Origin of the sequence: Mariniflexile soesokkakense (assembly GCF_039650365.1) — a bacterium.
Lineage (GTDB): Bacteria > Bacteroidota > Bacteroidia > Flavobacteriales > Flavobacteriaceae > Mariniflexile > Mariniflexile soesokkakense.
In genome coordinates, this window is the sequence record NZ_JAZHYP010000006.1 from 67,055 (window position 1) to 93,844 (window position 26,790).

General features: G+C 33.0%; 21 protein-coding genes. 11 read left to right on the forward strand and 10 right to left on the reverse strand.

Going from position 1 to position 26,790, the window contains the following annotated elements; translation table 11 throughout:
* Positions 1 to 183: 183 nt before the first annotated feature.
* Positions 184 to 615 (forward strand): hypothetical protein, encoded by a 432-nt coding sequence (locus VP395_RS12370; protein ID WP_346242328.1) that lies wholly within the window; start codon positions 184 to 186, stop codon positions 613 to 615.
* A 500-nt stretch (positions 616 to 1,115) separates the two neighbouring features.
* Here the strand turns inward: VP395_RS12370 and VP395_RS12375 are convergent, their stop codons facing one another.
* From VP395_RS12375 to bshC, 4 genes are all read right to left on the reverse strand, one after another.
* Complete coding sequence (locus tag VP395_RS12375) at positions 1,116 to 1,340, reverse strand: DUF3820 family protein (protein ID WP_346242329.1); 225 nt, start codon at positions 1,338 to 1,340, stop codon at positions 1,116 to 1,118.
* A gap of 5 nt (positions 1,341 to 1,345) precedes the next feature.
* On the reverse strand, positions 1,346 to 3,250 hold the full coding sequence (locus tag VP395_RS12380) for an amino acid ABC transporter substrate-binding protein (protein WP_346242330.1): 1,905 nt from the start codon (positions 3,248 to 3,250) through the stop codon (positions 1,346 to 1,348).
* Between the two features lie 216 nt (positions 3,251 to 3,466).
* Positions 3,467 to 5,002 (reverse strand): glutamine-hydrolyzing GMP synthase, encoded by a 1,536-nt coding sequence (guaA, locus tag VP395_RS12385; protein ID WP_346242331.1) that lies wholly within the window; start codon positions 5,000 to 5,002, stop codon positions 3,467 to 3,469.
* Positions 5,003 to 5,054: 52 nt separating this feature from the next.
* A complete protein-coding gene (gene bshC / locus VP395_RS12390; protein ID WP_346242332.1) occupies positions 5,055 to 6,662 on the reverse strand; it encodes a bacillithiol biosynthesis cysteine-adding enzyme BshC in 1,608 nt (535 codons plus the stop codon).
* A gap of 311 nt (positions 6,663 to 6,973) precedes the next feature.
* On the opposite strand from bshC, the gene VP395_RS12395 reads away from it, so the two are divergent.
* From VP395_RS12395 to VP395_RS12410, 4 genes are all read left to right on the forward strand, one after another.
* Positions 6,974 to 8,503: an alkaline phosphatase PhoX gene (locus tag VP395_RS12395; RefSeq protein WP_346242333.1), complete on the forward strand. Its 1,530-nt coding sequence runs from the start codon at positions 6,974 to 6,976 to the stop codon at positions 8,501 to 8,503.
* A gap of 6 nt (positions 8,504 to 8,509) precedes the next feature.
* On the forward strand, positions 8,510 to 10,315 hold the full coding sequence (locus tag VP395_RS12400) for a cytochrome-c peroxidase (RefSeq protein WP_346242334.1): 1,806 nt from the start codon (positions 8,510 to 8,512) through the stop codon (positions 10,313 to 10,315).
* Between the two features lie 122 nt (positions 10,316 to 10,437).
* Positions 10,438 to 11,697 carry a carboxypeptidase-like regulatory domain-containing protein gene (locus VP395_RS12405; protein WP_346242335.1) on the forward strand — a complete coding sequence of 420 codons (1,260 nt, stop codon included), beginning with the start codon at positions 10,438 to 10,440 and terminating at the stop codon, positions 11,695 to 11,697.
* 69 nt (positions 11,698 to 11,766) lie between these two features.
* Positions 11,767 to 12,558, forward strand: coding sequence for a TerC family protein (locus tag VP395_RS12410; RefSeq protein WP_346242336.1), 792 nt, complete (start codon positions 11,767 to 11,769; stop codon positions 12,556 to 12,558).
* 95 nt (positions 12,559 to 12,653) lie between these two features.
* Here the strand turns inward: VP395_RS12410 and VP395_RS12415 are convergent, their stop codons facing one another.
* The 6 genes from VP395_RS12415 to VP395_RS12440 all read right to left on the reverse strand — a co-directional run bounded on the left by VP395_RS12415 (position 12,654) and on the right by VP395_RS12440 (position 22,001).
* The gene (locus VP395_RS12415; RefSeq protein WP_346242337.1) at positions 12,654 to 15,320 is read right to left on the reverse strand and encodes a DNA gyrase/topoisomerase IV subunit A; all 2,667 of its coding nucleotides are present in this window, start codon (positions 15,318 to 15,320) and stop codon (positions 12,654 to 12,656) included.
* 155 nt (positions 15,321 to 15,475) lie between these two features.
* Positions 15,476 to 17,332, reverse strand: a complete 1,857-nt coding sequence (locus VP395_RS12420; RefSeq protein WP_346242338.1) for a DNA topoisomerase IV subunit B — start codon at positions 17,330 to 17,332, stop codon at positions 15,476 to 15,478.
* 112 nt (positions 17,333 to 17,444) lie between these two features.
* Entirely contained in the window at positions 17,445 to 18,353 is a 909-nt protein-coding gene (locus tag VP395_RS12425) for a DMT family transporter (RefSeq protein WP_346242339.1), read from the reverse strand.
* Positions 18,354 to 18,590: 237 nt separating this feature from the next.
* On the reverse strand, positions 18,591 to 19,685 hold the full coding sequence (ychF, locus tag VP395_RS12430; protein WP_346242340.1) for a redox-regulated ATPase YchF: 1,095 nt from the start codon (positions 19,683 to 19,685) through the stop codon (positions 18,591 to 18,593).
* Positions 19,686 to 19,859: 174 nt separating this feature from the next.
* A complete protein-coding gene (locus tag VP395_RS12435) occupies positions 19,860 to 21,416 on the reverse strand; it encodes a rhomboid family intramembrane serine protease (protein WP_346242341.1) in 1,557 nt (518 codons plus the stop codon).
* Between the two features lie 231 nt (positions 21,417 to 21,647).
* On the reverse strand, positions 21,648 to 22,001 hold the full coding sequence (locus VP395_RS12440) for a 4Fe-4S dicluster domain-containing protein (RefSeq protein WP_346242342.1): 354 nt from the start codon (positions 21,999 to 22,001) through the stop codon (positions 21,648 to 21,650).
* Between the two features lie 67 nt (positions 22,002 to 22,068).
* Here VP395_RS12440 and VP395_RS12445 point away from each other — a divergent pair, with 67 nt between their 5' ends.
* The 6 genes from VP395_RS12445 to VP395_RS12470 all read left to right on the forward strand — a co-directional run bounded on the left by VP395_RS12445 (position 22,069) and on the right by VP395_RS12470 (position 26,773).
* Positions 22,069 to 23,130, forward strand: coding sequence for an acyl-CoA reductase (locus VP395_RS12445; RefSeq protein ID WP_346242343.1), 1,062 nt, complete (start codon positions 22,069 to 22,071; stop codon positions 23,128 to 23,130).
* Positions 23,131 to 23,202: 72 nt separating this feature from the next.
* Entirely contained in the window at positions 23,203 to 24,267 is a 1,065-nt protein-coding gene (gene serC / locus VP395_RS12450) for a 3-phosphoserine/phosphohydroxythreonine transaminase (RefSeq protein WP_346242344.1), read from the forward strand.
* A gap of 139 nt (positions 24,268 to 24,406) precedes the next feature.
* The gene (locus VP395_RS12455; RefSeq protein ID WP_346242345.1) at positions 24,407 to 25,357 is read left to right on the forward strand and encodes a D-2-hydroxyacid dehydrogenase; all 951 of its coding nucleotides are present in this window, start codon (positions 24,407 to 24,409) and stop codon (positions 25,355 to 25,357) included.
* Positions 25,358 to 25,664: 307 nt separating this feature from the next.
* Complete coding sequence (locus tag VP395_RS12460; protein WP_346242346.1) at positions 25,665 to 26,102, forward strand: DUF6146 family protein; 438 nt, start codon at positions 25,665 to 25,667, stop codon at positions 26,100 to 26,102.
* A 36-nt stretch (positions 26,103 to 26,138) separates the two neighbouring features.
* Positions 26,139 to 26,441 carry a DUF6787 family protein gene (locus VP395_RS12465; protein WP_346242347.1) on the forward strand — a complete coding sequence of 101 codons (303 nt, stop codon included), beginning with the start codon at positions 26,139 to 26,141 and terminating at the stop codon, positions 26,439 to 26,441.
* Positions 26,441 to 26,773 (forward strand): hypothetical protein, encoded by a 333-nt coding sequence (locus VP395_RS12470; RefSeq protein WP_346242348.1) that lies wholly within the window; start codon positions 26,441 to 26,443, stop codon positions 26,771 to 26,773. The genes VP395_RS12465 and VP395_RS12470 overlap by 1 nt, the downstream gene beginning before the upstream one ends.
* Positions 26,774 to 26,790 lie beyond the last annotated feature (17 nt).

Sequence of the window (26,790 nt, forward strand, 5' to 3'; positions counted from 1 at the left end):
TAGTGTAAACCATGTAAATACATTTTATTTTTTTTTCATGTGTCCACGCAATGGATAAATATTAGTAAAAAATCTCTTGCAACGTTTCTCAAATTTTAAAAACACCATTTATAGTTGTAAGTGAATATTTAATATATTCCGAAGTTTATATTATTTTTACATACACAGTTACAAAACTCAAATATGACAAAAATAGTTATTGTATCAATTCTTTCCTTTTTTAGTTTGGAAATTTTCGGTCAAGATTTGTTCTTAAAAGATGTTAGTCAAACTCAAGAAACTTCAAAAAAGATAGTTTACTTGTTTATGGATAATAATATTTCTAAAGCATTTGACGAATTAACGCCCTATTGGCCAATGCCTCAAAATGAATTAGAATCAATAGAGGAAAAAACCATTAAATACCTAAACTTAATTAACCAAAGATTTGGTAAATCAATAGGGACACTAAAAGTAAGAAATGAGACCATATCAGATATTGCAATAAGAGAAACTTACATAATCCGATATGCAAATAGTGCAATTCGTCTGATTTTTACTTATTACAAAAATGACAATGGCTGGATTGTGAATGCTTTTAAATGGGACGATTCGTTTGAAGATGAGTTCAACTAAAAACGACATACAACAAAGACTATATCACATATAAATCATCCCTTGTTCTTTCGTCCTTCTGAAAATCCTAACGGATTTCCGGTTTTGTTTTTACTTGCAAAGTTAAACGCTACTCCATACGACTAATCATAGACTAAATGTAAAAGGCACTTCTGACCCCATCCTGAAGAAATCTATACAATTTTAAACATTATGTATAAAAATCACTAAGTAATTAGACGAAATTAGTACTGTAAAACTTAATAAAAACCAATTAGGCAAACTTTATGGCATTACACCCATCACCCATTAAGAATGGATTAGAAAGTAAAACCGTAAAGACCTCATGAGCTCCAGGGAACGAGCAGAAACAAATGGCGGGATAACAGGTGCTTAAAAAAAAATCAAAAATAGACTGACAACTTAAAAGTTATTGCTTAAAAAGGATCTCGATACTATTGTAGTGGAATCTTACCTAGAGTAGCTGCCAAAAAACTAGGCTACAAGACACTTCCAAAACCCTACTTAGGATACTGCTTCTTAATATTCCGTATCAATTCTTCCAGCCCGTTTAATTTTAGTTCGTACACTTGTTTAAGCATATCGCCTAATTTTCCTTTAGGAAACCCTTTTTGGTGGTACCAAACTACGTAATATTCGGGTAAATCTATTAAATAGCGGTCTTTATACTTCCCAAATGGCATTTTGGTATGCGCTAAATCTATTAAGAACTGTTTGTTGAACACCTGGGCTATTTTACCTCGACTATTTCTAAATCTTTATACTTAACTATATAAGTAGCATCGTTATAATAACCTCCCATGAGTTTCTTTTTGTAGGCAAATTTATTTTCAACATATTCAGTAAGTGGCGCACTGTTTACAGACATGTATAAATCTTTAGCTGAGGCCAAACGCAATACTACATCCATAGTTAAATCGAATCCTTTTACGGCACGCTTGCTTGGTGTTGTGCTATAAGTTTGTGTGTAACGCTTCACAAAAGAATTACTTTCGGTATCGCTATACGATTTTGAAGCTGTAGCAAAATGAAGCTGTAGTTTAGATAAATGGTCGTTTGAAACCTGATCGCCCTCAAAAGCCGCATTAAAATTGCTTGTTACCAAAATAATTTCGGTACTGGAGCTATTTAAAGACGCTAAAATACTTACAACGTTTGATGCAAACCCTTCGCTTTGCGTTTCTAAAAACACATAGTTTCTTCCTGGTTTTAAAGTACTTCGTATATCTTCTACATAAAGAAAATTTAAATCGTTACCCGTTTTCCCTTTTCTAGAGTAAACCGATTTTGCATAACTAAACATCGTTTTAATACTATTTGCAACTGCTTCATTTTTTGTATCTGAAACAACAACAATGTTTTTTTCTAACGAATCTGCTTTTATAAAATTTACCATTCTGTCTTTCAACAAATCGTCTGAAGGTCGTGATTGAAACACATTATCATACAATGTTAAATTGGTACCAATTGGCGATATTACGGGTATATTGTATTGGCGCAACTCGGTAGCGACCTTATCAAAGGTTTCAGTTGTTAACGGTCCAATAACCGCATCAACATCTTTAAAATTGTTTTCGTTAATAATTTTAATGACTTCACTTACTTGATATTTTGTATCGTAAACATCAACTTTAAGTGAAACACCTAATATTCTTAGAGAATCTAGTGCAGTTAAAACTCCAGTGTAAAAATCGAGTGATGCATCTAAATACGGATCCTTTTTTATACTACTTTTTATATCTGTAATAGAATCGAAATCTACACGATTTAACCTAAAAGGTAACATAACCGCAATATGCTTGGTATCGAAATTAGTTATTTTAGTTTCTAAATGTGATTTTTTAGAAATGGTTTCACCCGCTACGTTCATATTATTTGTATACGGAATTTTCAAAACCATACCTTCTTTTAAACCAGTGTTTTTTAACTCTGGGTTTAAAGCCTCCAATTCGTCTTGTTCTAAGCCCAATTTAAGTTTCAAACGGTAAAAACCTTCCTTAGGCAAAACGTTGTAATAGCTGTATTTTTCATCAACTTCTTTAACAGCATCACCACCAATATTTGGCACATAAATTTGTTGCCCTTCCTGTAGTGTTTCTCCCATACCTGGGTTTAAATCTTCAAGTTCTTGTACCGTAATGCCAAATTTATAAGCGATGCGCCATTTGCCTTCTTTAGCCTTTACTAAATAAACTTTGGTAGCTGCTTTAGGTTCTTCTTTTGTTATTTTGAAAACAGGTATTTGAAGTTTATCTCCCTTTTGCAAAGTGTTGGCATATAAAAAAATATTGTGCTTTTTTATCTCATCTTCAGTAACATCATAACGTTTTGCTATACTGTATAAGGTCTCCTTTTTACTAGTTCTATGTTCTTTAAAACCTTGTAACTCTTTTGTTGTAGTAACCGTAGGTTTTGTTGCTTTAGAAATAGGAATTATTAAAATAGTATTGGCTTTTAATTCTTTTTTAGCGTCTGGGTTTAAAGCGTATATATCAGATATTCCTACACCATAACGCATAGCAATACCGTTAATAGTTTCTCCTTTTTTAACTTGGTGGGTGCTAAAGTTTTGAGCTGTTACAGCATTTAAGTTGAACACTAATGCGAAACATAAAACGGAAAAGAATTTAATCATGTAAATCTATTTTTTTAAATTGCGTTAAGAACAAAATGGTGTTTTACTATATACATATAACATGCCAAAAATAAAGGCATAGCCAACAAGCATCTAGTCCTACTTAATTATATACGTTTCGTTTATATAACTAAGTCATTTAATACACTAAATATAACTTATAAATATTGTAACGACAACTTTATCAAAATGTTAGGGATTCAATTTTAACAAAACTTACTCCCATTCGATAGTTGCAGGTGGTTTCGAACTGATATCGTAAACTACTCTATTAACGCCCTTAACTTTATTTATTATGTCGTTTGATGTTTTTTGAAGGAACTCGTAAGGTAAATTTACCCAATCGGCTGTCATACCATCAGTACTTTCTACAGCTCTAAGTGCTACACATTTTTCGTAGGTACGCTCATCGCCCATTACCCCAACACTATTTACTGGTAATAACATGGCGCCTGCTTGCCACACTTTATCGTACAGTCCCCACTCTTTTAATCCGTTTATAAAAATAGCATCAACTTCTTGTAGAATACGTACTTTTTCGGCAGTAATATCGCCTAAAATGCGAATCCCCAATCCTGGACCTGGAAATGGATGACGCCCTAAAAGTTCTGGATCAATCCCTAAAGTAGCTCCAACACGTCTTACTTCATCTTTAAAAATAGCGCGTAATGGTTCTACAATTTTAAGTTTCATAAAATCGGGTAACCCACCTACGTTATGGTGACTTTTTATAGTTGCTGAAGGACCACCAGTTGCGGAAACACTTTCAATAACATCTGGATAAATTGTCCCTTGTGCTAACCATTTTACATCGGTAAGTTTGTGCGCTTCATCATCAAAAACCTCAATAAACGCATTACCAATGGCTTTACGTTTTAATTCTGGGTCTTCAATACCTGCTAAAGCATCCATAAAACGTTGTGAAGCATCAACTCCTTTTACGTTAAGTCCCATGCCTTCGTATTGATTTAATACACTTTCAAATTCATTTTTACGAAGCAATCCGTTATTAACGAAAATGCAATATAGGTTTTTGCCAATAGCTTTATTTAATAAAACAGCAGCTACGGTAGAATCTACACCACCTGACAAACCTAAAACCACTTTATCATTCCCTACTTTTTCTTGAATAGCCGCTACTGTTTCTTCAACAAAAGAATCTGGCGTCCAATCTTGATTTAAGCCTGCAATTTCTACTAAAAAGTTTTCTAATAGTTGCTTTCCATCAGTAGAGTGATATACTTCTGGATGAAATTGAATGGCATACGTATCTTCACCTTCAATTCTGTAAGCTGCATTGGTTACATCATGGGTACTAGCAATTAAAACACCGTTTGTTGGCAATGTTTTAATGGTATCACTATGACTCATCCATACTTGACTTCCAACATTTATGTCTTTAAAGAAAGCTTCATTTTCTTTAATAAAAGCTAATTTAGCACGACCATATTCTCTAGTATTAGAAGGAGCGACTTCACCACCCGAAAAATGCGCTAAATACTGCGCACCGTAACAAACCGCTAGTAACGGTTTTTCACCTCTAATATTAGTTAAATCGGGGTGTAAAGCCTGTTCGCCTCTTACTGAAAAAGGGCTACCAGAAAGTATAACGGCTTTATACTCTTGAAAATTAGTTGGAATTTTGTTGAATGGATGTATTTCGGAATAAATGTTGAGTTCTCGAACTCTACGGGCAATAAGCTGAGTGTATTGCGATCCGAAGTCTAAAATAAGTACCTTGTCATGTTGCATGCGCAAAAATAGTAATTGATTTTAGAATGACGAATTACGAATTACAATTTTTTTATTTAATTTTCAACAGAACGAATTCGCACTTTAAAGGTTCTAAATTTTCAATTAATTCCGGTATCAACTGCTTACCATATTCTAAATAAAATTCAGAGAAATTGGTGTTTCGCTCTTGCAAACTTTGGTTGGGAAACAACTCGTTTTGTAAATCGGTCATTCTTAAAACTTGGTCTGACAGTTTTCTTTTTTGGGCTTTAAGCAGTCGTTTTTCTAAAGCATCCAAGCCTTTTAACTGCTTCACTTCTTGTGCTTTTACGGCTCCTAAGAATGACTTGTCGGTTTGTTCTGCAAGTTTATATAAAGTTTCAAATTGTTGCTTTAATTGTTGTTTTTGTTCCGTAAAATCAATATCAACATTCGAAATTTCTCTTACTTTTTTATTGATGAAGGCATGACGCTTTAAAAAAATATCTTCGTTTAAAATGTTTAACTTTTGAAGTTTTTCAGCTTGAATCTCAGATTGAATTAACACCGAATTACGCAAAAGCAATACAGGAAAAGGCACATTTACCTGATTGAAATATTTCTTTAATTGAAACCAATATGCCAACTCTCCACCACCACCTATGTAGCATAAATTGGGTAAAACAACCTCTTGGTACAAAGGACGCATAATTACATTGGGCGAAAACCGTTCGGGGTGCTCTAAAAGCACTTTTTGTATCTCAGCCTTGCTCCATGATATACCAGTATTGATTACTTTGTAAACACCTTCTTCTAAAACAATACGTTCTCTTAAATTATCGATTAAATAGAACAAATTAATCTCTCGTGGGTTTACTTGAATACCATACGGTTGATTCTCTAATTCGTTTATTTGCTTATTTGTTTCGGAAACATTTTTAAAAGACGTTTGGTTAAGCAATTCATCTTCCATAAAAGGAATAAATTGTTTTTTTAATGAGGCATCATTGGCATCAATAATTACCAAACCGTATTCCTTAAACAATTCATTAGCTAAAAAACGAGTGGCATTAGCCAAATTTTGATGCTTTACATAAGTTTCTTTGAAAAGTATTTTTAAATATTGGGCGTTCTTGCTCATTCCTAGCTCTAAAGAAAACAAATCAAACACAGCTTCTAACCCATCGGTAGAAAGTTCTCCAACTGCTCCACTAGCTTCTTTATTCCAATGGACTTTTTTACCTTTAAAATTGAAATAGTTTATTTCTTCAAAATCGTGGTCTTCAGTTGCCATCCAATAAACTGGTACAAAATTATACTCTGGGTATGTATACTTTAATTTGTTTGAAAGATTGATAGCCGACACTATTTTATACAGAAAATAAAGTGGTCCCGTGAACAGGTTTAATTGATGCCCCGTTGCAATGGTAAAAGTGTTTTCAGAATTTAAACTTTCAATGTTTTTTAAGGTAGCTTCGGAAGTTTCAATGTTTTGGTATTGCTTTTTTAAAGTTTCAACTAAAACGGTTCTCGATTGCACTTGGACTGACGATTGCTTCTCTTCAATCTGTTCCTTAAAATTTTCAAGCTTTGGAAATCTATTATAAAAAGGTTGCAATTCTGGGTTTTCATCTAAATAATCACAAATAAGTGAAGAAAAGTATCCTGTTTTTTTAAATGAAATACAATCGGTTGGCATATAAATAGTAAGATTTAAAGTGTAAATATACAGTTATTCTAATTTGAGAAATCTAAAAAATAAGTTAAGAATTCTATTGATTTCTTTAAAATGAAACACCATAGCCTAATTCTGCTCTTATAATTACATTTTCCCAACCTTAATTTTCATATAACATTAGGTACATAAAAGCTACTGCAGGTAATATACAAGTAACCTTCTTTACATTACAATAACCCTAAATTAATTAAACCACAGTGTTGCCTTAACAAACTTAAAACCCTCTAATAATACCTTTGACATCAAAATAACAACCAAAAAAATATTAGATTATGAACAAATTACTAAAACTATTTTTATTCTTATTTGTCGTTACTTCAACAAGCGCTTTACTAATTAGCTGCGAAGGTGAAGATGGCATAAACGGTATTAACGGAAAAGATGGTGCCGATGGGCAAGACGGTTTAGATGGAGAAGATTTTACACCTGCTGAATTTCCTCCTTTAACAGCATCAAAAACTCCAAACTTATTAAAAGTAAGTTCTGCTTTCTCTTCAATTGTAGTAACGCCTTTACTTTCTTCTGAAGATAAAATAGAAGGTACTCCAAACTTTGTTTACGGCTCTATGGCAGATGGTGCTGGTTTACTTGCTGAAAGTAACGGTACTTTTACTTTAATAAACAATATTGAAGCAGATTACTCGATTGCTAGAATTAAATTAAATAAAGATTTAAAGCCTATTCACGGTGAGTATATTGTAAATGCATTTTCTACTGCTTTTACTGCACAATGTTCAGGTACTTTAATTACTCCTCAAGAACACGGTTTTGGTCCACTATACCTTTCTGGTGGCGAATGGGGTGGTTCTTCAAAAGGTGTGTTTGCAACAAACCCTTACAAATCGGCTGATAATGCAGATTCTGCTATGATGCTACCTAAATTAGGACAATGGTCTACCGAAAACGCTGTGCCAATTGGAAAAGATGCTTATCCAAACAAAACAGTGGTTTTTATTGGTGATGATGAATCCAACAACTCTGTTCCTTCTGGTCAATTAGGTATGTATGTTGGTAGTAGAGGTAATTTTGATGATGGAAAGTTATATGGCTTAAAAGTAACTTCGGCCGGTGTTAACTTTGAAATGGATATGGTTGAAGGAACCGAGTATTCAGCCGAATTTGTTCAACTACAAGAAACACAAATCGATTTATTGGATGCTGAAGCTAAAGCCAAAGGCGTTATGGGCTTCTCTAGATTAGAAGATATTGATTGGAGACGTGGTTCTGCAGCAAACCAAAGAGAAATTTACTTTTGTGTTACTGGTCGTAGCAGCAGCGGTTTAGCTGGAAAAGGAAGCTTTTTAGGCAGAATTTATAAAGTAGTTTTAAATGATACAAACCCAACTGGTCCTGCAAAAATAACCTGTGTGTTAGACGGTGATAAAGTAGGTGGAAAAGCAGATGGCTTCCATTCTCCAGACAACATTTTAGTTACTGAAAACTATGCTTACATTCAGGAAGACCCGAACGGATATGCTCATTTAAACACTGCAATTACAGGGTATGCCAAATTATACCAATACAACCTAACAACAGGTGAAATAAAAACTGTTCTAGAATGCGATCAAGATAGAGCAGCAACATTAGGTTACGGTACAACTTCAAATACTTGGGAAATTACTGGTATGATTGATGTTACCGATGTAGTAAAAAATGGCAAAAACACCTTTATATTAATTACACAAAATCATGGTTGGGTACCTGCCGATGGTTCATCATTTACAGATCCAAAAGCAAATTATACCGATAGCTCAAGTAAAGAGGGTTCAATGCTATACGTAATTACAGGTTTAGATAGATAATATAAAATGAATAACACCTTATTGATTATAAGAGCTAAGACATATACTTTTGGTATATGTCTTTTGCTTTTAACAGGATTTTCTTGTGAAAAAGAAAAAAATAACACACAACCTATTTCAACAGACAAAAGAATTGAAACGTTTTACCTTTCAGAATTAAGCAAATGTATAAACACTATAGATTCTTTGTCAACTTTAAAAAATTCACAAGATAAGATAGCGTGTTATAAAATAGCACGCATGCATTTTAAAACTATAGAACCTATTTTGGCTTTTATAGATCAGAACAACTACAAATCATTAAATGCACCTAATATTTTACAGGTTAAGGAAGAAGACTTAACCGATGTAAAAATAAACAATCCTTTTGGTTTTCAGGTTATTGAAGAACTTATCCACGAAACACCTATTGATATTAGCGAGCTGCAAAGCGTGGTGAACATTACAAGTAGCCGACTAAAACTGGTTAAACAAAACACTTTTATAAATTTGAAAGACCATCATATCATTTGGCTGTTACGAAACCAAATAGTTAGGGTAGCTACTACCGGTATTACAGGTTTTGATTCTTCGGTGTTATCACAATCTTTAAAAGAAAGTCAATTTACTTATGAAACCTTAATTAAATTAATTCAAATATTTAAAGACAAGTTCACTTCAAAGCAATTGTATAAAGCTTTATTAGGGCAATTTCAATCTTCTATAAAACAATTAAATGATGATTTTGTTGATTTTGACAGATATACTTTCATCAAAACCAGCACCGATCCCCAATTAAAATTATTGGTTGAAACACAAGACGATTGGGGTGTGGAATTTCCTTTTGAAATGGCGCTTTCAAACACCATGTTGTCCCTTTTTGCTCCAAATGCTTTAAATACTTCCTATTTTACCGATTACAAGAGCGACACTACCCATTTAAAACAAAAAGAACTTTTAGGTAAGCAGTTGTTTAATGATGTTAGACTTTCAAAAAATAACACGATGGCGTGTGCTACCTGCCATATAAAAGACCTAGCTTTTACCGATGGTAGAACCACATTTGACAATAAACAAAAAAGAAACACCCCAACATTAACCTATTCTGGCTATCAACAATTATATTTTCTAGATGCCCGTGCTGGGAGTTTAGAGGGGCAAATAGTAGGTGTTGCCAATAATCATGATGAATTTAACTTGCCAATGGATTCTATTGTAAAACGTGTTAAAAACGATAAACAATACAAAAAATTAATGGATTCATTATATAATAATACCAGAGACGATTTTAATGTAAGGCATGCCATTTCTTCATATATTAGAACACTTAATCTTTTCAATTCTAAATTTGATAACAACATAAATGGTAAAGAAAACTCATTAACAGAATCTGAGAAAAAAGGGTTTAACATTTTTATGGGAAAAGCAGCTTGTGCCACTTGCCATTTTCCACCAGTATTCAATGGCACGGTTCCTCCTAATTTTACCGATACGGAATTAGAAATTATAGGTGTTCCAGACACAAAACAAAATAAAAAACTAGATGACGATTTAGGGCGCTTCTACTTTTTTAATACCAAAGAAAGAAAAGGTGCTTTTAAAACAACAACCGTACGAAACGTTGAAAAAACAGCACCATACATGCACAACGGTGTTTATGAAACTCTAGAAGAAGTAGTAAGTTTTTACAATAAAGGCGGTGGTAACGGCCTAGGTTTTAATATAGAACACCAGACTTTGCCTTTTGATGAATTAAATCTTACTGATGAGGAACAAGCTCATATTGTTGCCTTTATGAAGACACTTACCGATAGCAACGGTAACAAAAAGTAACAAATCGAATATTAAGCGTTTAAAAACAAGAGCTTATAACAAATAAATATTGCGTAAACAATCTAAATAAGCGTTTTTTTTTGTATTTTAATACTAACTAATTTATTGGTTAGCAATATATCATGAAAAAGAAACGCTTACTACTTTTTATACTTACCTGCCTCTTTTTTGTTAATGGCATGAAGGACATTAATGCGCAAACTTCAACATCTTTTATAGAGATAAAAGGAAAAATTTTAGATGATGCTTCTAACGACGCTTTAATATTTGCTGATATCATTATAAAAGATACAAATATTAGTACCATTACAAACTCAGATGGTGAGTTTGCTTTAAAAATACCAGATTCGCTTGCCGCTAAATCTGTTACGTTTTCTCATTTAGGTTATCAAAAAAAAGAAATGAAAATTTCTGAATTAAACACCAATACAAAAATCAAACTGCTACCCGCTATTACTGAATTGAATATAGTAGAGATCAAAACCTTTAAAGATGCTGAAACCCTATTACGAGAAACCTTAAAAAACAGAAGTAATGCCTATAACAACGATAATGCATTAATGACTGCTTTTTATAGAGAAACTATTAAAAAGAGACGAAAAAATGCTTCATTATCTGAAGCCGTCGTGCAAATACACAAACAACCTTATAGCAATTTTAAAAACGATGCTATTGAACTTATAAAGTCTAGAAAAAGTACCGATTACACACGGCTAGACACGCTGGCTGTAAAACTTCAAGGTGGTCCATTTAGTAATTTATATACCGATATTATAAAATACCCAGAATATATATTTACGGATGAAGCTATTGCTTTATATGAGTTCCGCTTTGGTGAATCTACCCAAATTAACAACAAACCTGTTTATGTTATCAATTTTAATCAAAAACCAGGCATTATAGAACCTTTGTACTACGGAAAACTTTATATAGATTCTGAAACTTTAGCATTAACGAATGCTGTTTTTAGATTGAATGTTGAAAACAAAGAATTATCTAGCGAGATGTATATTCGGAAAAAACCAAGAAAAGTAGATGTGTACCCTACCGAAGCAACTTACCGTGTTAACTACCGTACCCAGAATGGAAAATGGCATTATGCATACAGCAATATTTTGCTAACCTTTAAAGTGAATTGGAAAGGTAAATTATTTAACAGCGTATATACCTTAAACAGTGAGATGGCTATTACAGATTGGCGCATTAACAACCCTAAATTAGTTAAAAACAAAGAAAACATGCTAAAACCCACTACTATTTTAGCAGATGAAACATCCGGGTTTAAAGACCCTGCCTTTTGGGGTGAATATAACATTATTGAACCCGAAAAATCTATTGAAGCGGCTATAGAAAAAATTAAAAAACAACTAAAACGCACTTAAAATATTTAGTATAAAATCTTAATCGAGTAGATAAATTTTAATTAATTTTACATACTAAATTTTTACATTGTGATAGATTTTTTGCTTACCAGCGATGCCATTATGGCGCTCTTAACGCTTACCTTTTTAGAGATTATTTTAGGTATTGATAATATTGTTTTTATTTCTATTGCTGCCAATAAATTACCCGAGCACCAACAATCAAAAGCTACAACCATTGGTTTACTTTTAGCCATGGTGCAACGCATTGTATTATTGTTTTTTGTAACGTTTTTAATTGGTTTGAAAGAACCTTTTTATACCCTTGAGCTATCATGGTTACATATAGCAGTTAGTTGGCAAGCTATTATTTTATTTGGAGGTGGCTTGTTTTTAATTTACAAAAGTACTTCTGAAATTCATGAAAAAGTAGAAATGCCATTACATGATGAAAATGAATTAAAAGGCAGAAAAATAAAAAGCCTAACACAAGCTATTATTCAAATAATGCTTATTGATTTTATTTTTTCCATCGATTCAATTTTAACTGCTGTTGGTATGACAAACGGTTTACACCCAAACCATAACTATAATCTCGTTTTAATGATAATTGCAGTCGTTATTTCCATTATCGTGATGATAGGTTTTGCAAACCCCATTCGCCGTTTTATTAATGAACACCCCAGCATGCAATTGCTAGGTTTAGCCTTTTTAATATTAATTGGATTTATGCTAATTACAGAAGCAGCTCATTTATCCCATACCAAATTATTAGGCAATACCGTTGGCGCTATCCCAAAAGGCTATCTATACTTTGCTATAGCATTTTCGCTATTTGTTGAATTTTTAAACTTCAGAATTCAAAGAAAAAAGAAAAATTAAAAATTTCTGTTGCCTTTAAAAATACGATACAAATAGTAAGCAATTATTACTAGCAATACTACTATTATTAGCCTAAAAACCATATGCTTTAGTTTTTAAAATAGTTTGGTTTGTCCTTTATCGTCTAATTTATCCTCATCACTTTTAGAATCAGAATCATCACTTTTTTTGGTATCATCTTCTGTAGTGTCATTGGAAACTGATGTAACATCTTCTTCATCTACAACTTCTAAATCATCGGCATGTACTTCTTCAGGTGCTTCATAAGGCAACGGTTCTAACAAACTAATTTGATTCACTTTATCCTTAGTCAGTTGATTTCCTAGTGCATTAATTCCTTTTACAGCAATAAACTCTTCTAAGTTTACAAGTAAATTGTCTTTTCTATCTACTCCACGCTCTTTAGTAAACTCAATTTCAGCCATAGGAATCCAATCGGTAGAAACAATTTCTAAATGAGATTTATCATGGCTTGAAATAAAACATTCCTCTTTATTCTCATTTTCAATTAAAAAACGTTTTACAAAATAGCGTTCTTTTTCTCCATCAAAATAGATAGCTGATATAGGTTTTTTAGGAATCCACTTTTCCATCACAATCATATCGCTATCAAAATGTGTGGTTACTTCTGGAATTATGGTTTTTGCTATCCCTTTTTGGTTGATAATTAGTATGCGGTCTTCTCCTCTAAATTCGCCTAACAATTCGCCTCTACCATCCACATTCAAGCGCTGTACGGCATCATCAAACCATATTTTACGTGGCTTTAAGGTTGAAATACCTTTCTCTTTTAATTCTACTTTTTTTACAGGATATTTAGTAACTAGGTTTCCTTTGGAATTTCGACCTTTTATCAAAATATCGGCAAAATCGATATCCCATTTTAACTTCTTAATGCTACCAGCTTGACGAAGCAAAATACTAACAACCTCTGCTTCTCCATTTGGGTTTGCAGAAAAATACAATACTGTAGAGCCTTTATTTCCATTGGTTAAATCGTATTCCTTATCACGGGTAATCCCAGTAACCGAAAAACGTTTTATATAAGACGGACCACTTTTACCATCTCGATAAATCATGTTGTAAATAGTACGACTGTCTTTTTTATCAAACACTTCTACATTAATAATATCTTTACCAATAAAGGTTTTAGAATCGACTTTGGTCACCATCATTTTACCTTCTTTGGTAAATACAATAATATCGTCTATATCGCTACAGTCGCAAACATATTCGTCTTTACGTAACGATGTCCCAACAAAGCCCTCTTCCCTATTCACGTAGAGTTTGGTGTTTCTAATAACCACTTTGGTAGCATCTACATCATCAAACGTACGGATTTCCGTTTTACGCTCACGCCCTGCGCCATACTCCTTTTTTAGCCTTGTAAAATAGGCGATGGCATAATCTATAAGATTTGCTAAATGATGCTTTACTTCGGCAATTTGTTCTTCTAAAGCATCAATTTTTTGCTGTGCTTTATCTATATCAAATTTCGAAATACGCTTAATTCTTATTTCTGTTAAACGCTCAATATCTTCTACGGTAATGGCACGTTTTAAATGTTGAATATGAGGTTTCAGTCCTTTATCAATCGCACTTATAACTCCTTCCCAAGTTTCTTCTTCTTCAATATCTCGATAAATTCTGTTTTCAATAAAAATTCGTTCCAAAGAAGCAAAATGCCACTGTTCTTCAAACTCTCCTAGGCGTATTTCCAGTTCTTGTTTTAAAAGTTGAACGGTGTTATCGGTAGAGCGACGCAACATTTCTGTAACGCCAACAAACAACGGTTTATTATCTTCGATAACACAACCTAATGGCGAAATAGATGATTCGCAACTGGTGAATGCATACAGTGCATCGATGGTTTTATCGGGTGATAACCCAGAAGGCAAATGAATTAAAATTTCAACCTCAGCAGCGGTATTGTCTTCAATCTTTTTAATCTTAATTTTCCCTTTATCATTTGCTTTTAAAACAGAATCTATAAGCGATGATGTAGTGGTTCCAAACGGGATTTCGGTAATGGCCAATGTATTTTTATCTAACTGAGATATTTTAGCACGCACACGTACTCGCCCACCTCTTAAACCATCGTTATAATTGGAAAAATCGGCAATACCTGCTGTTGGAAAATCTGGAAAAATGGTGAAACGTTTGCCTTGTAAATGTTTGATGGAAGCATCAATAAGTTCAATAAAATTATGTGGTAATATTTTAGTTGAAAGTCCAACCGCAATACCTTCGCCGCCTTGAGCCAGTAACAACGGAAACATAACGGGTAAGTTAACTGGTTCTTTACGACGACCATCATAGGACGCCTGCCATTCGGTTATTTTAGGATTGTAAACAACATCTAAAGCGAATTTTGATAAGCGTGCTTCTATATAACGTGATGCGGCAGCACTATCGCCAGTTAAAATATTCCCCCAGTTACCTTGTGTATCTATCAGCAAATCTTTCTGGCCTATTTGCACCATGGCATCTGCAATACTAGCATCTCCATGCGGATGGTATTGCATAGTATGCCCCACTATATTGGCTACTTTGTTGTAACGCCCATCATCTAAATCTTTCATAGAGTGCATAATACGGCGTTGCACGGGTTTAAAACCGTCTTCAATAGCGGGAACAGCACGTTCTAATATAACGTACGATGCGTAATCTAAAAACCAATCTTTATACATGCCCGTAACACGGGTAATGGTTTCTTTTGGCTCGTCTTGGTCGTTAATTAAATCGTCACCTTCTTCAATCATTAACTTCTTTTATTTTTAGGGGCGCCGTTCAGTTTAGTTTTGCCTAACTTTCTTGCATTTTTTATTATTGCTATTTTATGATTAACTACGGATAAATAGTCATAATTACGCTTAACTTCTGTTTTTTTATTCTTATTATATAACATAATTATAGTTTAATTCTCTTCTAAAATGTCTAGTTCTACTTTTAAATTATCGATTATAAATTCTTGGCGTGTTGGTGTGTTTTTTCCCATATAAAAAGATAACAAATCTTCAATAGACATATTATCATCAAGCATTACAGGATCTAAACGAATGTTCTCACCAATAAAATGTACAAATTCATCCGGCGATATTTCACCAAGTCCTTTAAATCGGGTTATCTCGGGTTTTGGTTTTAATTTTTCTATAGCACTTCTACGCTCATCTTCAGAATAACAATAAATAGTTTCTTTTTTATTTCTTACACGAAATAAAGGGGTTTGTAAAATGTATAAATGTCCTTCTTTAATAACTTCTGGGAAGAATTGCAAAAAGAAAGTTATTAGCAACAATCGAATATGCATCCCATCCACATCGGCATCAGTGGCAATTACCACATTGTTATAGCGTAAATCCTCTAAAGATTCTTCAATGTTAAGTGCTGCTTGTAACAAATTAAACTCTTCGTTTTCATATACAATTTTTTTAGTTAAACCATAGCAATTCAATGGTTTACCTTTTAAACTGAAAACTGCCTGTGTGTTTACATCCCGCGATTTGGTGATACTTCCTGAAGCCGAATCACCCTCGGTAATAAACAAGGTTGACTCTAAATTGCGTTCGTTTTTAGTATCGCCAAAATGCACTCGGCAATCACGCAATTTTTTATTATGAAGACTGGCAGATTTAGCGCGGTCTTTAGCCAATTTACGAATACCAGAAAGTTCTTTACGTTCCCGTTCTGCTTGCAGAATTTTACGTTGGATTTTATCGGCCGTATCTGGATTTTTGTGTAAATAATTATCTAAATAGGTTTTTAAAAAATCGGTGATATACGTCCGAACTGTTGGTAAATCGCCACCCATATCGGTAGAACCCAATTTGGTTTTGGTTTGACTTTCAAAAACAGGCTCCATGACTTTAATAGCAATGGCACTTACAACAGATTTTCGAATGTCAGATGGATCGAAATTCTTCCCATAAAACTCGCGAATGGTTTTAACCAACCCTTCTCTAAACGCATTTAAATGCGTGCCGCCCTGTGTAGTATTTTGTCCGTTTACAAACGAATGGTACTCTTCGCTATATTGTGTTTTACTATGTGTTAAAGCAACTTCAATATCGTCTCCTCTCAAGTGAATAATAGGATATGCTCTATCGGATTCGTTAATGTTTTCAGACAATAAATCTTTAAGTCCATGTTCGCTAAAATACTTTTCACCATTAAAAACTATGGTTAAACCTGGGTTTAAATACACATAATTTTTAAGCATTTTAACGATGTATTCATTTCTGTACTTATAATTTTTAAAAATGATATCGTCTGGGACAAAAGACACTTTAGTTCCTTTTCGCCGTGTTGTATCGTCTAATAAATCCTGATTTATTAGATTACCCTGTTCAAATTCTGCGGAAGCCGATTTATTATCACGTGTAGATTCAACTCTGAAAAAAGATGATAAAGCATTTACCGCTTTAGTACCTACACCATTTAATCCAACCGATTTTTTAAAGGCTTTCGAATCGTATTTCCCACCAGTATTCATTTTAGAAACCACGTCTACTACTTTTCCTAACGGAATACCACGACCGTAATCCCTAACAGTTACTTTACTACCTTGAATAGAAATTTCAATGGTTTTTCCTGCTCCCATGACATATTCATCAATGGAGTTGTCTAAAACCTCTTTTAAAAGAATGTAAATACCATCATCTGGTGAAGACCCATCACCCAATTTACCAATATACATTCCTGGACGCATACGGATATGCTCTTTCCAGTCTAATGACCGTATATTGTCTTCAGTATAATTGGTTAATTCAGCCATAGAATTGAGTAAAATTTCGTGATTGGACGCTAATATAATACAACCCTATAAAAAATGAAACTGCCATTACACAAAGTAATTAACAATATCATACAGATTTTGTTGAGAACCCCTATTTGCTAGCCTTTTCCTTTTTTAAAGAGACTAATAAGATACCAAAAATAACCACTAAAGCACCAAATAACTGTAATAATGTAAGTATTTCATTTAAAAAAACACCTGCTAATATAATAGTTGAAATGGGACCGAAACCTGCAATAACCGCAAAATTTGAAGAACTGATACGGTTGATTGATTCAGACACCAAATAAGAAGGAATAACGGTAGCAAAAATTGCTATTAAAAACCCTAACAAATACACTTCCCATTGCAGACCAAAAATATCTACTTTAGAAAACAAGCCAAAATGAATAAACACACAAATACACGAAATAATCATGGCGTAGGATGTGAACTTAACCACACCAAACTTTGGTATCAACCAACCGCTACCCACTAAATAAGAGGCGTAAGTTAATGCACAAAGTAATATGAAAAATCCGCCGATATAGGTATCAGTACCCGAAATAGCCACTTCGCCCCAAAAGGTGATAAGAATGCCAATATAGGTTAGAGATATAGCCAGCACTTGTGTTAAATTGATTGGTTTTTTAAGAAACAACTTATTAAAAACAATGATAATGGTTGGATACAAAAACAATATAATACGCTCTAAACTTGCTTTTATAAATACCAATCCCACAAAATCGAAATAACTGGATAAATAGTAGCCTACTATCCCAAAAAAGGCAAGCCAATAATAATCGTTTTTAAAAACAATTGCTGGATTTTCTTTACGGCTATAAATAATAGCAATAATCAAGTAAAAAGGAAATGAAAAAACCATACGCAACAACAAAAGACTCAAGGCATCCACTTGATATTGATACGCCAGTTTTACCATAACGGCTTTTGATGAAAATAGAACGATGCCTAAAATCCCTATTAAAATGCCTGAAATAAATTTGTTTTTAGATTGCATGAAGCGAATATAAACGATGCGGAAATTATAAGATTTTAATGTAAAACGAAATTACGATGTTCAAACACAGCGTCATTGCGCGGAGGCACGACAAAGCAATCTTTTTATTTTTACCTAAAACCATGATTAGGGAAATGACAAACAGATTGCTTCACTGCGTTCGCAATGACGTATTTATACGAGCTTTTTTCTAAAAGCGAAGTATCTAAAAATTAAGGATCTAACTATCTAATAAAACTACACATTAAACAGGAAGTGCATCACATCGCCATCTTTCACAATGTAATTTTTTCCTTCAACGCGCATTTTGCCTGCTTCTTTTACTTTTGCCTCACTTCCAAAAGACACATAATCATCATAACCAATAACTTCGGCTCTAATAAAGCCCTTTTCAAAATCGGTATGGATAACGCCTGCTGCTTGTGGTGCAGAAGCACCAATATCTATAGTCCAAGCACGCACTTCTTTTACACCCGCAGTAAAATACGTTTGCTGTTTTAAAAGCTTATAAGCTGCACGTATTAACTTCGCAGAACCTGCTTCATCCAATCCAATATCCTGTAAGAACATTTGGCGTTCATCATAATCGTCTAACTCGTTAATATCGGCTTCTGTACCTACTGCCAACACCAAAACTTCGGCGTTTTCGTCTTTTACAGCATCTTTTACCAACTCTACATATTTATTACCCGATACTGCCGATCCTTCGTCTACATTACATACATACATCACTGGTTTTTCAGTAATAAATTGCGATGGCTTTACAAAATCTTCATAATCATCTTCAGTAAACTCCAGTGCACGAACCGAAATTCCTGCTTCTAAACCTGCTTTAATTTTTAATAAAACCGCTTCTTCTTTTTGAGCCTCTTTATTACCCGTTTTTGCTGCACGCTTTACTTTTTCAAGTTTTTTATCAACCGTTTCAAGGTCTTTAAGTTGGAGCTCCATATCGATGGTTTCCTTATCGCGAATAGGGTTTACATTGCCATCAACATGTACAATATTATCATTATCAAAACAACGCAAAACGTGTAAAATAGCATCGGTTTCGCGAATGTTTGCCAAAAACTGGTTCCCCAGCCCTTCGCCTTTACTGGCACCTTTTACCAAACCTGCAATATCAACAATCTCTACGGTTGCTGGTTGTACACGCACAGGGTTTACCAATTCAGTTAGTTTTTCTAAACGTTTGTCTGGCACATTTACCACACCTATATTAGGCTCTATGGTACAAAACGGAAAATTTGCACTTTGCGCCTTGGCGTTTGATAAACAATTAAATAAAGTTGATTTCCCTACGTTTGGTAATCCTACAATGCCTGCTTTCATCTGTAATAATGTTAAAATAATAAATACAAAACCAAGACTTTGGTTTTTGCGAGTGCAAATGTAGTTAATTCATTAATTATTTAAAGTATATGCTTTGAGTATTTAACGGCAAATAACAAAGGTGTCATTTAAATATTGCGGAGAAGTGTTTTTAGATTGTAAAGATGTGTTTTTTTAGAGCTCAGTTCTTTGTTGGCTTGCGTTTTTTTTCAGTTCTTCCTTATCAATTAAAATTAATATTCCTCCAATAACAAATCCGCTAATCAGTCCGCCAAAATGAGCTGCATTATCAATTCCGCCAAAAAATCCAAATAATAAACTTATACCGGCATATAGTCCTAAAAGCATCCAAGTCATTCCACGCATATAATTTGGGTAAATTTTAAATACTGTAAAAGCCAAAATCAGTCCATAAAGCCCAAAGATTGCTCCTGATGCTCCTACGCTAATTGTGTTATCGTGCCAATAGATACTCGCAAGACTTGCAAGTATACCACAAATGACATAAATTACTATTAGTTTAACAGAACCAAGAACCTTTTCTAATAAACTACTTCCAAGACCAAGACCAATTAAGTTCATAAATAAATGCAAAACTCCACTATGAATAAATATTGATGTAATTAACCTCCAATATTCTCCGTTTAGTACTTCAAATCTTCTACTACCTCCAATTTCAAGTAATTCTAATGGAGTTGGTGACACTATATTTAGTCCAGAAAAAATCATAGCTATGAACACAATAATATTAAGAAGCAAAAGAATAGCCGTAGCTTTATTTTCACCAAATGGATTTAGAAAACTTAAAACATCTTTTAAATCATCTTCTTTTAAGGGTTTATTTTTCTTAAAATCAGTTAGTTCTTGTTCGTCAATTTTTGGTATTAAAACCATAGCTAATAAAATTATTGCTCCAATTCCAAATGAGCCAAAAATCCAATAAAATGAACTGCCTAATCTATTATTAAAATTATCAGTTCTTGGTATTAGAATAATTTCTTGCTTTTCATTTATTTCCGTAAAACCTCTTTGAACAGCTTCGATAAATCCATCTCGCTTATCTGAATTTCCAAGTTTTTCAAAATATGTTACATCATTAAAATTATAATTATCAAAATCTTTGGTTGATTTTTTGATAAACCGCCTATATTCTGAATTTTTTGTGGCATCAGAAATACGGTTGCTTAAATTTTTCTTAAATTCAATTCCATACCATATAGATTGAGAAAACTTAAAAGGACAAGCGAAATAGCGATAAAAATTTAGATTGTCATTATATCTGCCTGATGTTCTCGATGTAGAAAATGTGAGACTCGAGTTTCGGTCGATTTCAAAATAGTTTATTTTAAAGTATTTTTCTTTTTTTAATTCTTTAATTTCTTCTAATGAATTGATTTGTATTAAATCAAAAGAACTTTTCTCAATATAGTTTTGACTTATAATTATTGGTACTGCAATTGCAGCTGCCACAGCAAATTGATAAATGAAATATCCATTGTCTCTTTTGCTTCTAATATTTAAAATTCGAATTCTTCTTCGTAACCAAATTAAAATTGGTATCCAAGGAATAGTAAAAGGAATCCAGAAATTCAACAAGTCTTCTTTCAAAGGTAAAATCCCATGTTTAATGTCTAAAGCCCAACGAAAAATATTGTAAAAAAGAATAGTTCCTATCGAAACTATTAAAAATGGGATATATACTTCTTGAATTTTTGTCTTATTGTTATTCAATTCTCGATGTTCGTTTTAAATGCAAGCTAACAATTGGATATAAACAATTGCACACTTCTCTTAAAAAAGTACAACAGTCTATATCCACATCATATTACTCACAAATATAATAAAAATCCACCTACAAAAACAAAAGTCACTTTAAATATATAGAGCTAATAAAGCACAAAAAAAATCCCAAGCAAACGCTCAGGATTCATTTTAATTGTTAATTATCAATTGTAAATTGAATTACTCTTCTGGGTGCATAAAGCGTTGTTTTGCTAAAAGCTCCTCTTCGGTTTCAACGTGGTCGTCATCAGGCACACAACAATCTACAGGACATACCGCAGCACATTGTGGCTCATCATGGAAACCTTTACACTCGGTACATTTATCGGGCACAATGTAATAAAGTTCATCGCTTACAGGTTCTTGCGCTTCATCGGCATCAACCTCAGTACCGTTAGTTAATACCACTTTACCTGATAAACTGGTACCGTCTTTATAGCGCCAATCGTCTGCGCCTTCATATATTGCTGTATTTGGGCACTCAGGTTCGCAAGCACCACAATTTATACATTCGTCTGTTATAATAATTGCCATAGTGTATTTTCTTTCTAACTTTGTATTCGCAAAAATAACGCCAAAAGTATTCATAACCAAATTAAGCATGCAATTACAACAAAGAATTTACGCATTTGTGAAATTAGGAGATTTTTTAAGTCAATTTTCTAATGAAATTATTCAAAAAAAAGATAATATTGAACACAACGAAGTATTCTTTGGTGGTTTTAAGCATCAATTAAAATTGGCAGAAGAACATAATGGCTGGTTTACCAAAGAAAATATGGCGTTTGCCATAAACGGTTGGGTTGCTGCTTTAACCCACGATAATTTAACCAAGTGGCTTACCCCATATAATTTAGGTCCTATTACACCCAAACAGGTGGCTATTATAATGGCGGGGAATATTCCGTTGGTGGGCTTTCACGATTTTTTATCGGTACTTATTACGGGGCATGATGTATTGGTAAAACAATCATCTAACGATAAACACCTGTTGCCCTATTTGGCTAAATATTTAGAATTTGTTGAACCTGAATTTAAAGGCAAAATCACTTTTACCGAAGCTAAAATAGACAATTTTGATGCTGTAATTGCCACAGGCAGCAACAATACAGCGCGTTATTTTGAATATTATTTTAAAGGAAAACCATCTATTTTAAGAAACAACAGAAATTCGGTTGCTGTTTTAACAGGGCAGGAAACCGAAGCCGATTTAAAAAACCTTTCAGAAGATATTTTTCGATACTATGGACTGGGGTGCCGAAACGTTTCCAAGCTATTTGTGCCTAAAAACTATAATTTTGATGCCTTTTTTAATGGTATGTACCATTGGCATCCTATTATTGATAAAGCAAAATACGCTAATAATTACGACTACAATAAAGCCGTTTATTTAATGAGCGAATTTGATATGCTAGAAAATGGTTTTTTAATGATTAAAGAAGATGCAAGTTACGCTTCACCTATTGCCACCGTTTTTTACGAATATTATGATGATGTGAATCAATTAAAAGAAAAGTTAAAGGCCGATAAGAGTCAAATTCAGTGCATTGTTTCTAACGGATTTTCAGAAACCGAAATTGCATTTGGGGCTACTCAAAAACCTCAACTTTGGGATTATGCGGATAGTGTCGATTCTATTGAATTTTTGTTAGCAATTTCTTAAAAAAATTATTGAATTTTTAGCATTAAATTTCTAATTAATTAGCAACTTTGCATCTTTAAATTCTACAACAAAATGAAGAAACATAACTTTAGTGCAGGACCAAGTATTTTACCACAAGAAGTAATTCTTAAATCTTCTCAAGCAGTCCTTGATTTTAATAATGAAGGATTATCTATATTAGAAATATCCCATAGAAGTAAAGGTTTTATTGATGTCATGGAACAAGCCAGAGCATTAGTATTAGAACTTATGGGTTTAGAAGGCAAAGGTTACAAAGCGTTGTTTTTACAAGGTGGTGCTAGCACTCAATTTTTAATGGTTGCCATGAATCTTTTAGAAAAAAGGGCTGGTTATTTAAACACGGGCGCTTGGAGTGCAAAAGCCATTAAAGAAGCTAAAAAGTTAGATGATATCTACGAAGTGGCGTCTTCAAAAGAGGCAAACTTTAATTACATCCCTAAAGCTTACGATATCCCTTCAGATTACGATTATTTCCACTGCACATCAAATAATACTATATTTGGAACACAAATGAAATCGTTTCCAAAATCGGACATTCCAATGGTTTGCGATATGAGTAGTGATATTTTTTCACGTCAATTAGATTTTTCTCAATTTGGATTAATCTACGCTGGTGCTCAAAAAAACATGGGACCTGCTGGAACAACACTTGTAGTTGTTAGAGAAGATATCTTAGGAAAAGTATCTCGCAATATTCCATCAATCATGGATTATAAAGTTCATATTGACAATGGCAGTATGTACAATACACCACCTGTGTTTTCGGTTTATACTTCTATGCTAACTTTAGAATGGTTAAAAAACCTTGGTGGACTAAAAGCAATTGAAGAAATGAACGAGTTAAAAGCTCAAGTAATGTATTCTGAAATAGATTTAAACCCATTATTTAAAGGTTTTGCTGCAAAAGAAGATCGATCTTTAATGAATGCTACATTCACTTTAGAAAATGAAAATTTAAAGGAAACTTTTGAAACCATGCTTAAAGAAGCGGGAATTAGCGGTGTAAACGGACACAGAAGTGTTGGTGGATACAGAGCCTCTATGTACAATGCTTTACCTATAGAAAGTGTAAAAGCACTTGTAGAAGTAATGAGCGAATTAGAAAGTAAAGCTTAAAATTAGTTTGCAGTACACAGTAACAGTTTTCAGTACTTACTCAAACTTGAAAAAATAAATTATAAATTATAAATTGAAGTAAAAAGTTAACTGTTATTTCAACTTTAAACTTTTAAACTTTAAACTTTAAACACAACAAATGAAAGTATTAGCAAACGACGGTATTTCACAAACTGGTAAAGAAGCTCTTGAAAAAGGTGGCTTTGAAGTGATTACCACAACAGTAGCACAAGAACAATTAGCAAATTACATAAACGAAAAACAAATTGACGTTATATTAGTGCGTAGTGCAACAACAGTGCGCAAAGACTTAATTGATGCTTGCCCAAGCATTAAAATTATTGGTCGTGGTGGTGTTGGTATGGATAACATTGATGTTGACTATGCAAAAAGTAAAGGCTTACATGTAATTAATACGCCTGCTTCTTCGTCACACTCTGTGGCTGAATTAGTATTTGGTCACTTTTACGGATTAGCACGTTTTTTACATAACTCAAACAGAGAGATGCCTCTTGAAGGTGATGTTAGCTTTGGCAAATTAAAGAAAGCTTACGCTAAAGGTGTTGAACTTAAAGGAAAAACGTTGGGCGTTTTAGGATTTGGAAGAATTGGTCAAGCAACAGCAAAAGTAGCCTTAGGTGCCGGTATGAAAGTAATTGCTTTCGATCCGTTTATTGAAAACGCTAATTTAGAATTAGATTTCTTTGATGGTCAAAAAGTAAACTTCAATATTAAAACCATTTCTAAAGAAGAGGTTTTAAAACAAGCCGATTTTATTACCTTACACGTGCCTGCTCAAAAAGAGTATGTTATCGGTGCTCCTGAATTCGAAATGATGAAAAAAGGGGTGTTTATTGCTAATGCTGCACGTGGTGGTGTGGTTGATGAAGTAGCTCTAGTTGCAGCTATTGAAAGCGGTAAAGTTGCAGGTGCAGCCTTAGATGTTTTTGAAAACGAACCAAAACCAGAAATGCAATTATTAATGAATTCTGGTTTATCATTAACACCTCATACAGGTGCTGCTACAAACGAAGCACAAGATAGAATTGGCACTGAATTAGCAGAACAAATAATAAGTATCTTAAAATAGGAAACAAAAATTGTTACCTAAACCATTTAAAAAGTCCTAACTTAGTAGTTAGGACTTTTTTTGTGCCTTTAACAACCAAATTTAAAAAGTGAAAAGTTTGGAGTTTCAAATTAAAAATATCAAACTTTATGTTTGGTATTTTTTTGTTAAACTAATTAAAAAGCAACTATTTAAAGAATGGTTTTTGTAATTTTAAGTAAAAAGAAAAGACTGTTATACTAACTCAAAAACAGAGTTCACTCATTGTAACTTTTATAAAAGTATATTGGGTAGTAGTTTTGACTTAAGAATCTTAAAACTTAAAAAGATGAAATCAATTATATACATTCTGCTCATTTGTTGTTTTGCAATTGGTTGCAATACTACAAAGCCAACTACCTCTAATAAAAATGAAATATCAGAAAACACCAAGCTTAGTGATACTGTAAGTATTACTAATGATGAACTAGAATACGAAATTATTATTATTGAACCTGGTTTTAATTATTGGTTAGCAAGCTCTGCAAAACCAGAAGGCTTCTATTCTCAACAGTATTTAGAAAACAGAAACTTAATTTATGTAAATGAATGGAACAATCGTGTTATACAACCACAACGTTACAACCCGAATTTATATGAAATGCAAATTGATTATAGGTCTGGTATTGATTATGGTTATGAAGTAAATTACAAGTTATATAATTACTTTATCTATTTTCAACTTAATTACAACCAAAGATTAGGGCCATTTATTCCTAGAATTTAAACTTGTTTAATTACTTTTGCAGCTTAAATAAGATTTGTGGAAAAATTAAAAGAACGTTGGGGTATTGAACAGAATTGGCAAATAATTATAATTTTTATTGTATTTGCTATTACAGGTTCTACGGCATCATTTATAGGGCAACCCATTTTAAATTATTTAAACATTACTTCTGAAAGCTTTGGAACTTTTGGATATTGGTTTATTCGTATTGTTTTGTTATTCGTCATGTACCAATTCATGTTAGTCTTCTTTGGCTGGTTATTTGGTCAATATAAATTTTTCTGGAATTTCGAAAAAAAGATGTTAAAACGCATTGGACTGAAACGTTTTGTAGATTAATGCAAGAAGTAAAGGAACATATCACTTTTAAAATAATAACATTAATGCTTGCATTTTTGTTGTTAGTTCCTGCAGGTGCTAAATTTGCTCATATTTTTGCGCATCATAAACACGATATTTGTAAAGGTGAAAAATCAACGCATTTACACGAAATAAATACAGATTGTGACTTTTATAAATTCAAATTAAGCACTTCTTACACCATTACTTTTTTTAATGTTGAATTAATTTCTCCTAAAGAAAGCACTTTAGAAATTGTTTCCCAATATCAATTTTTAAGTAGGTTTCAACGTTTACAAACAGCACTTCGTGGACCTCCTTTTTTAGTTTAATAGTTTCACATTCACTG

Bases quoted from the DNA above. Each gene is read 5' to 3' on its own strand.
- VP395_RS12370 (WP_346242328.1), top strand. From the start codon at position 184: ATGACAAAAATAGTTATTGTATCAATTCTTTCCTTTTTTAGTTTGGAA.
- VP395_RS12380 (WP_346242330.1), bottom strand. From the start codon at position 3,250: ATGATTAAATTCTTTTCCGTTTTATGTTTCGCATTAGTGTTCAACTTA.
- guaA (WP_346242331.1), bottom strand. From the start codon at position 5,002: ATGCAACATGACAAGGTACTTATTTTAGACTTCGGATCGCAATACACT.
- bshC (WP_346242332.1), bottom strand. From the start codon at position 6,662: ATGCCAACCGATTGTATTTCATTTAAAAAAACAGGATACTTTTCTTCA.
- VP395_RS12395 (WP_346242333.1), top strand. From the start codon at position 6,974: ATGAACAAATTACTAAAACTATTTTTATTCTTATTTGTCGTTACTTCA.
- VP395_RS12400 (WP_346242334.1), top strand. From the start codon at position 8,510: ATGAATAACACCTTATTGATTATAAGAGCTAAGACATATACTTTTGGT.
- VP395_RS12405 (WP_346242335.1), top strand. From the start codon at position 10,438: ATGAAAAAGAAACGCTTACTACTTTTTATACTTACCTGCCTCTTTTTT.
- VP395_RS12415 (WP_346242337.1), bottom strand. From the start codon at position 15,320: ATGATTGAAGAAGGTGACGATTTAATTAACGACCAAGACGAGCCAAAA.
- VP395_RS12420 (WP_346242338.1), bottom strand. From the start codon at position 17,332: ATGGCTGAATTAACCAATTATACTGAAGACAATATACGGTCATTAGAC.
- VP395_RS12425 (WP_346242339.1), bottom strand. From the start codon at position 18,353: ATGCAATCTAAAAACAAATTTATTTCAGGCATTTTAATAGGGATTTTA.
- ychF (WP_346242340.1), bottom strand. From the start codon at position 19,685: ATGAAAGCAGGCATTGTAGGATTACCAAACGTAGGGAAATCAACTTTA.
- VP395_RS12440 (WP_346242342.1), bottom strand. From the start codon at position 22,001: ATGGCAATTATTATAACAGACGAATGTATAAATTGTGGTGCTTGCGAA.
- VP395_RS12445 (WP_346242343.1), top strand. From the start codon at position 22,069: ATGCAATTACAACAAAGAATTTACGCATTTGTGAAATTAGGAGATTTT.
- serC (WP_346242344.1), top strand. From the start codon at position 23,203: ATGAAGAAACATAACTTTAGTGCAGGACCAAGTATTTTACCACAAGAA.
- VP395_RS12455 (WP_346242345.1), top strand. From the start codon at position 24,407: ATGAAAGTATTAGCAAACGACGGTATTTCACAAACTGGTAAAGAAGCT.
- VP395_RS12460 (WP_346242346.1), top strand. From the start codon at position 25,665: ATGAAATCAATTATATACATTCTGCTCATTTGTTGTTTTGCAATTGGT.
- VP395_RS12470 (WP_346242348.1), top strand. From the start codon at position 26,441: ATGCAAGAAGTAAAGGAACATATCACTTTTAAAATAATAACATTAATG.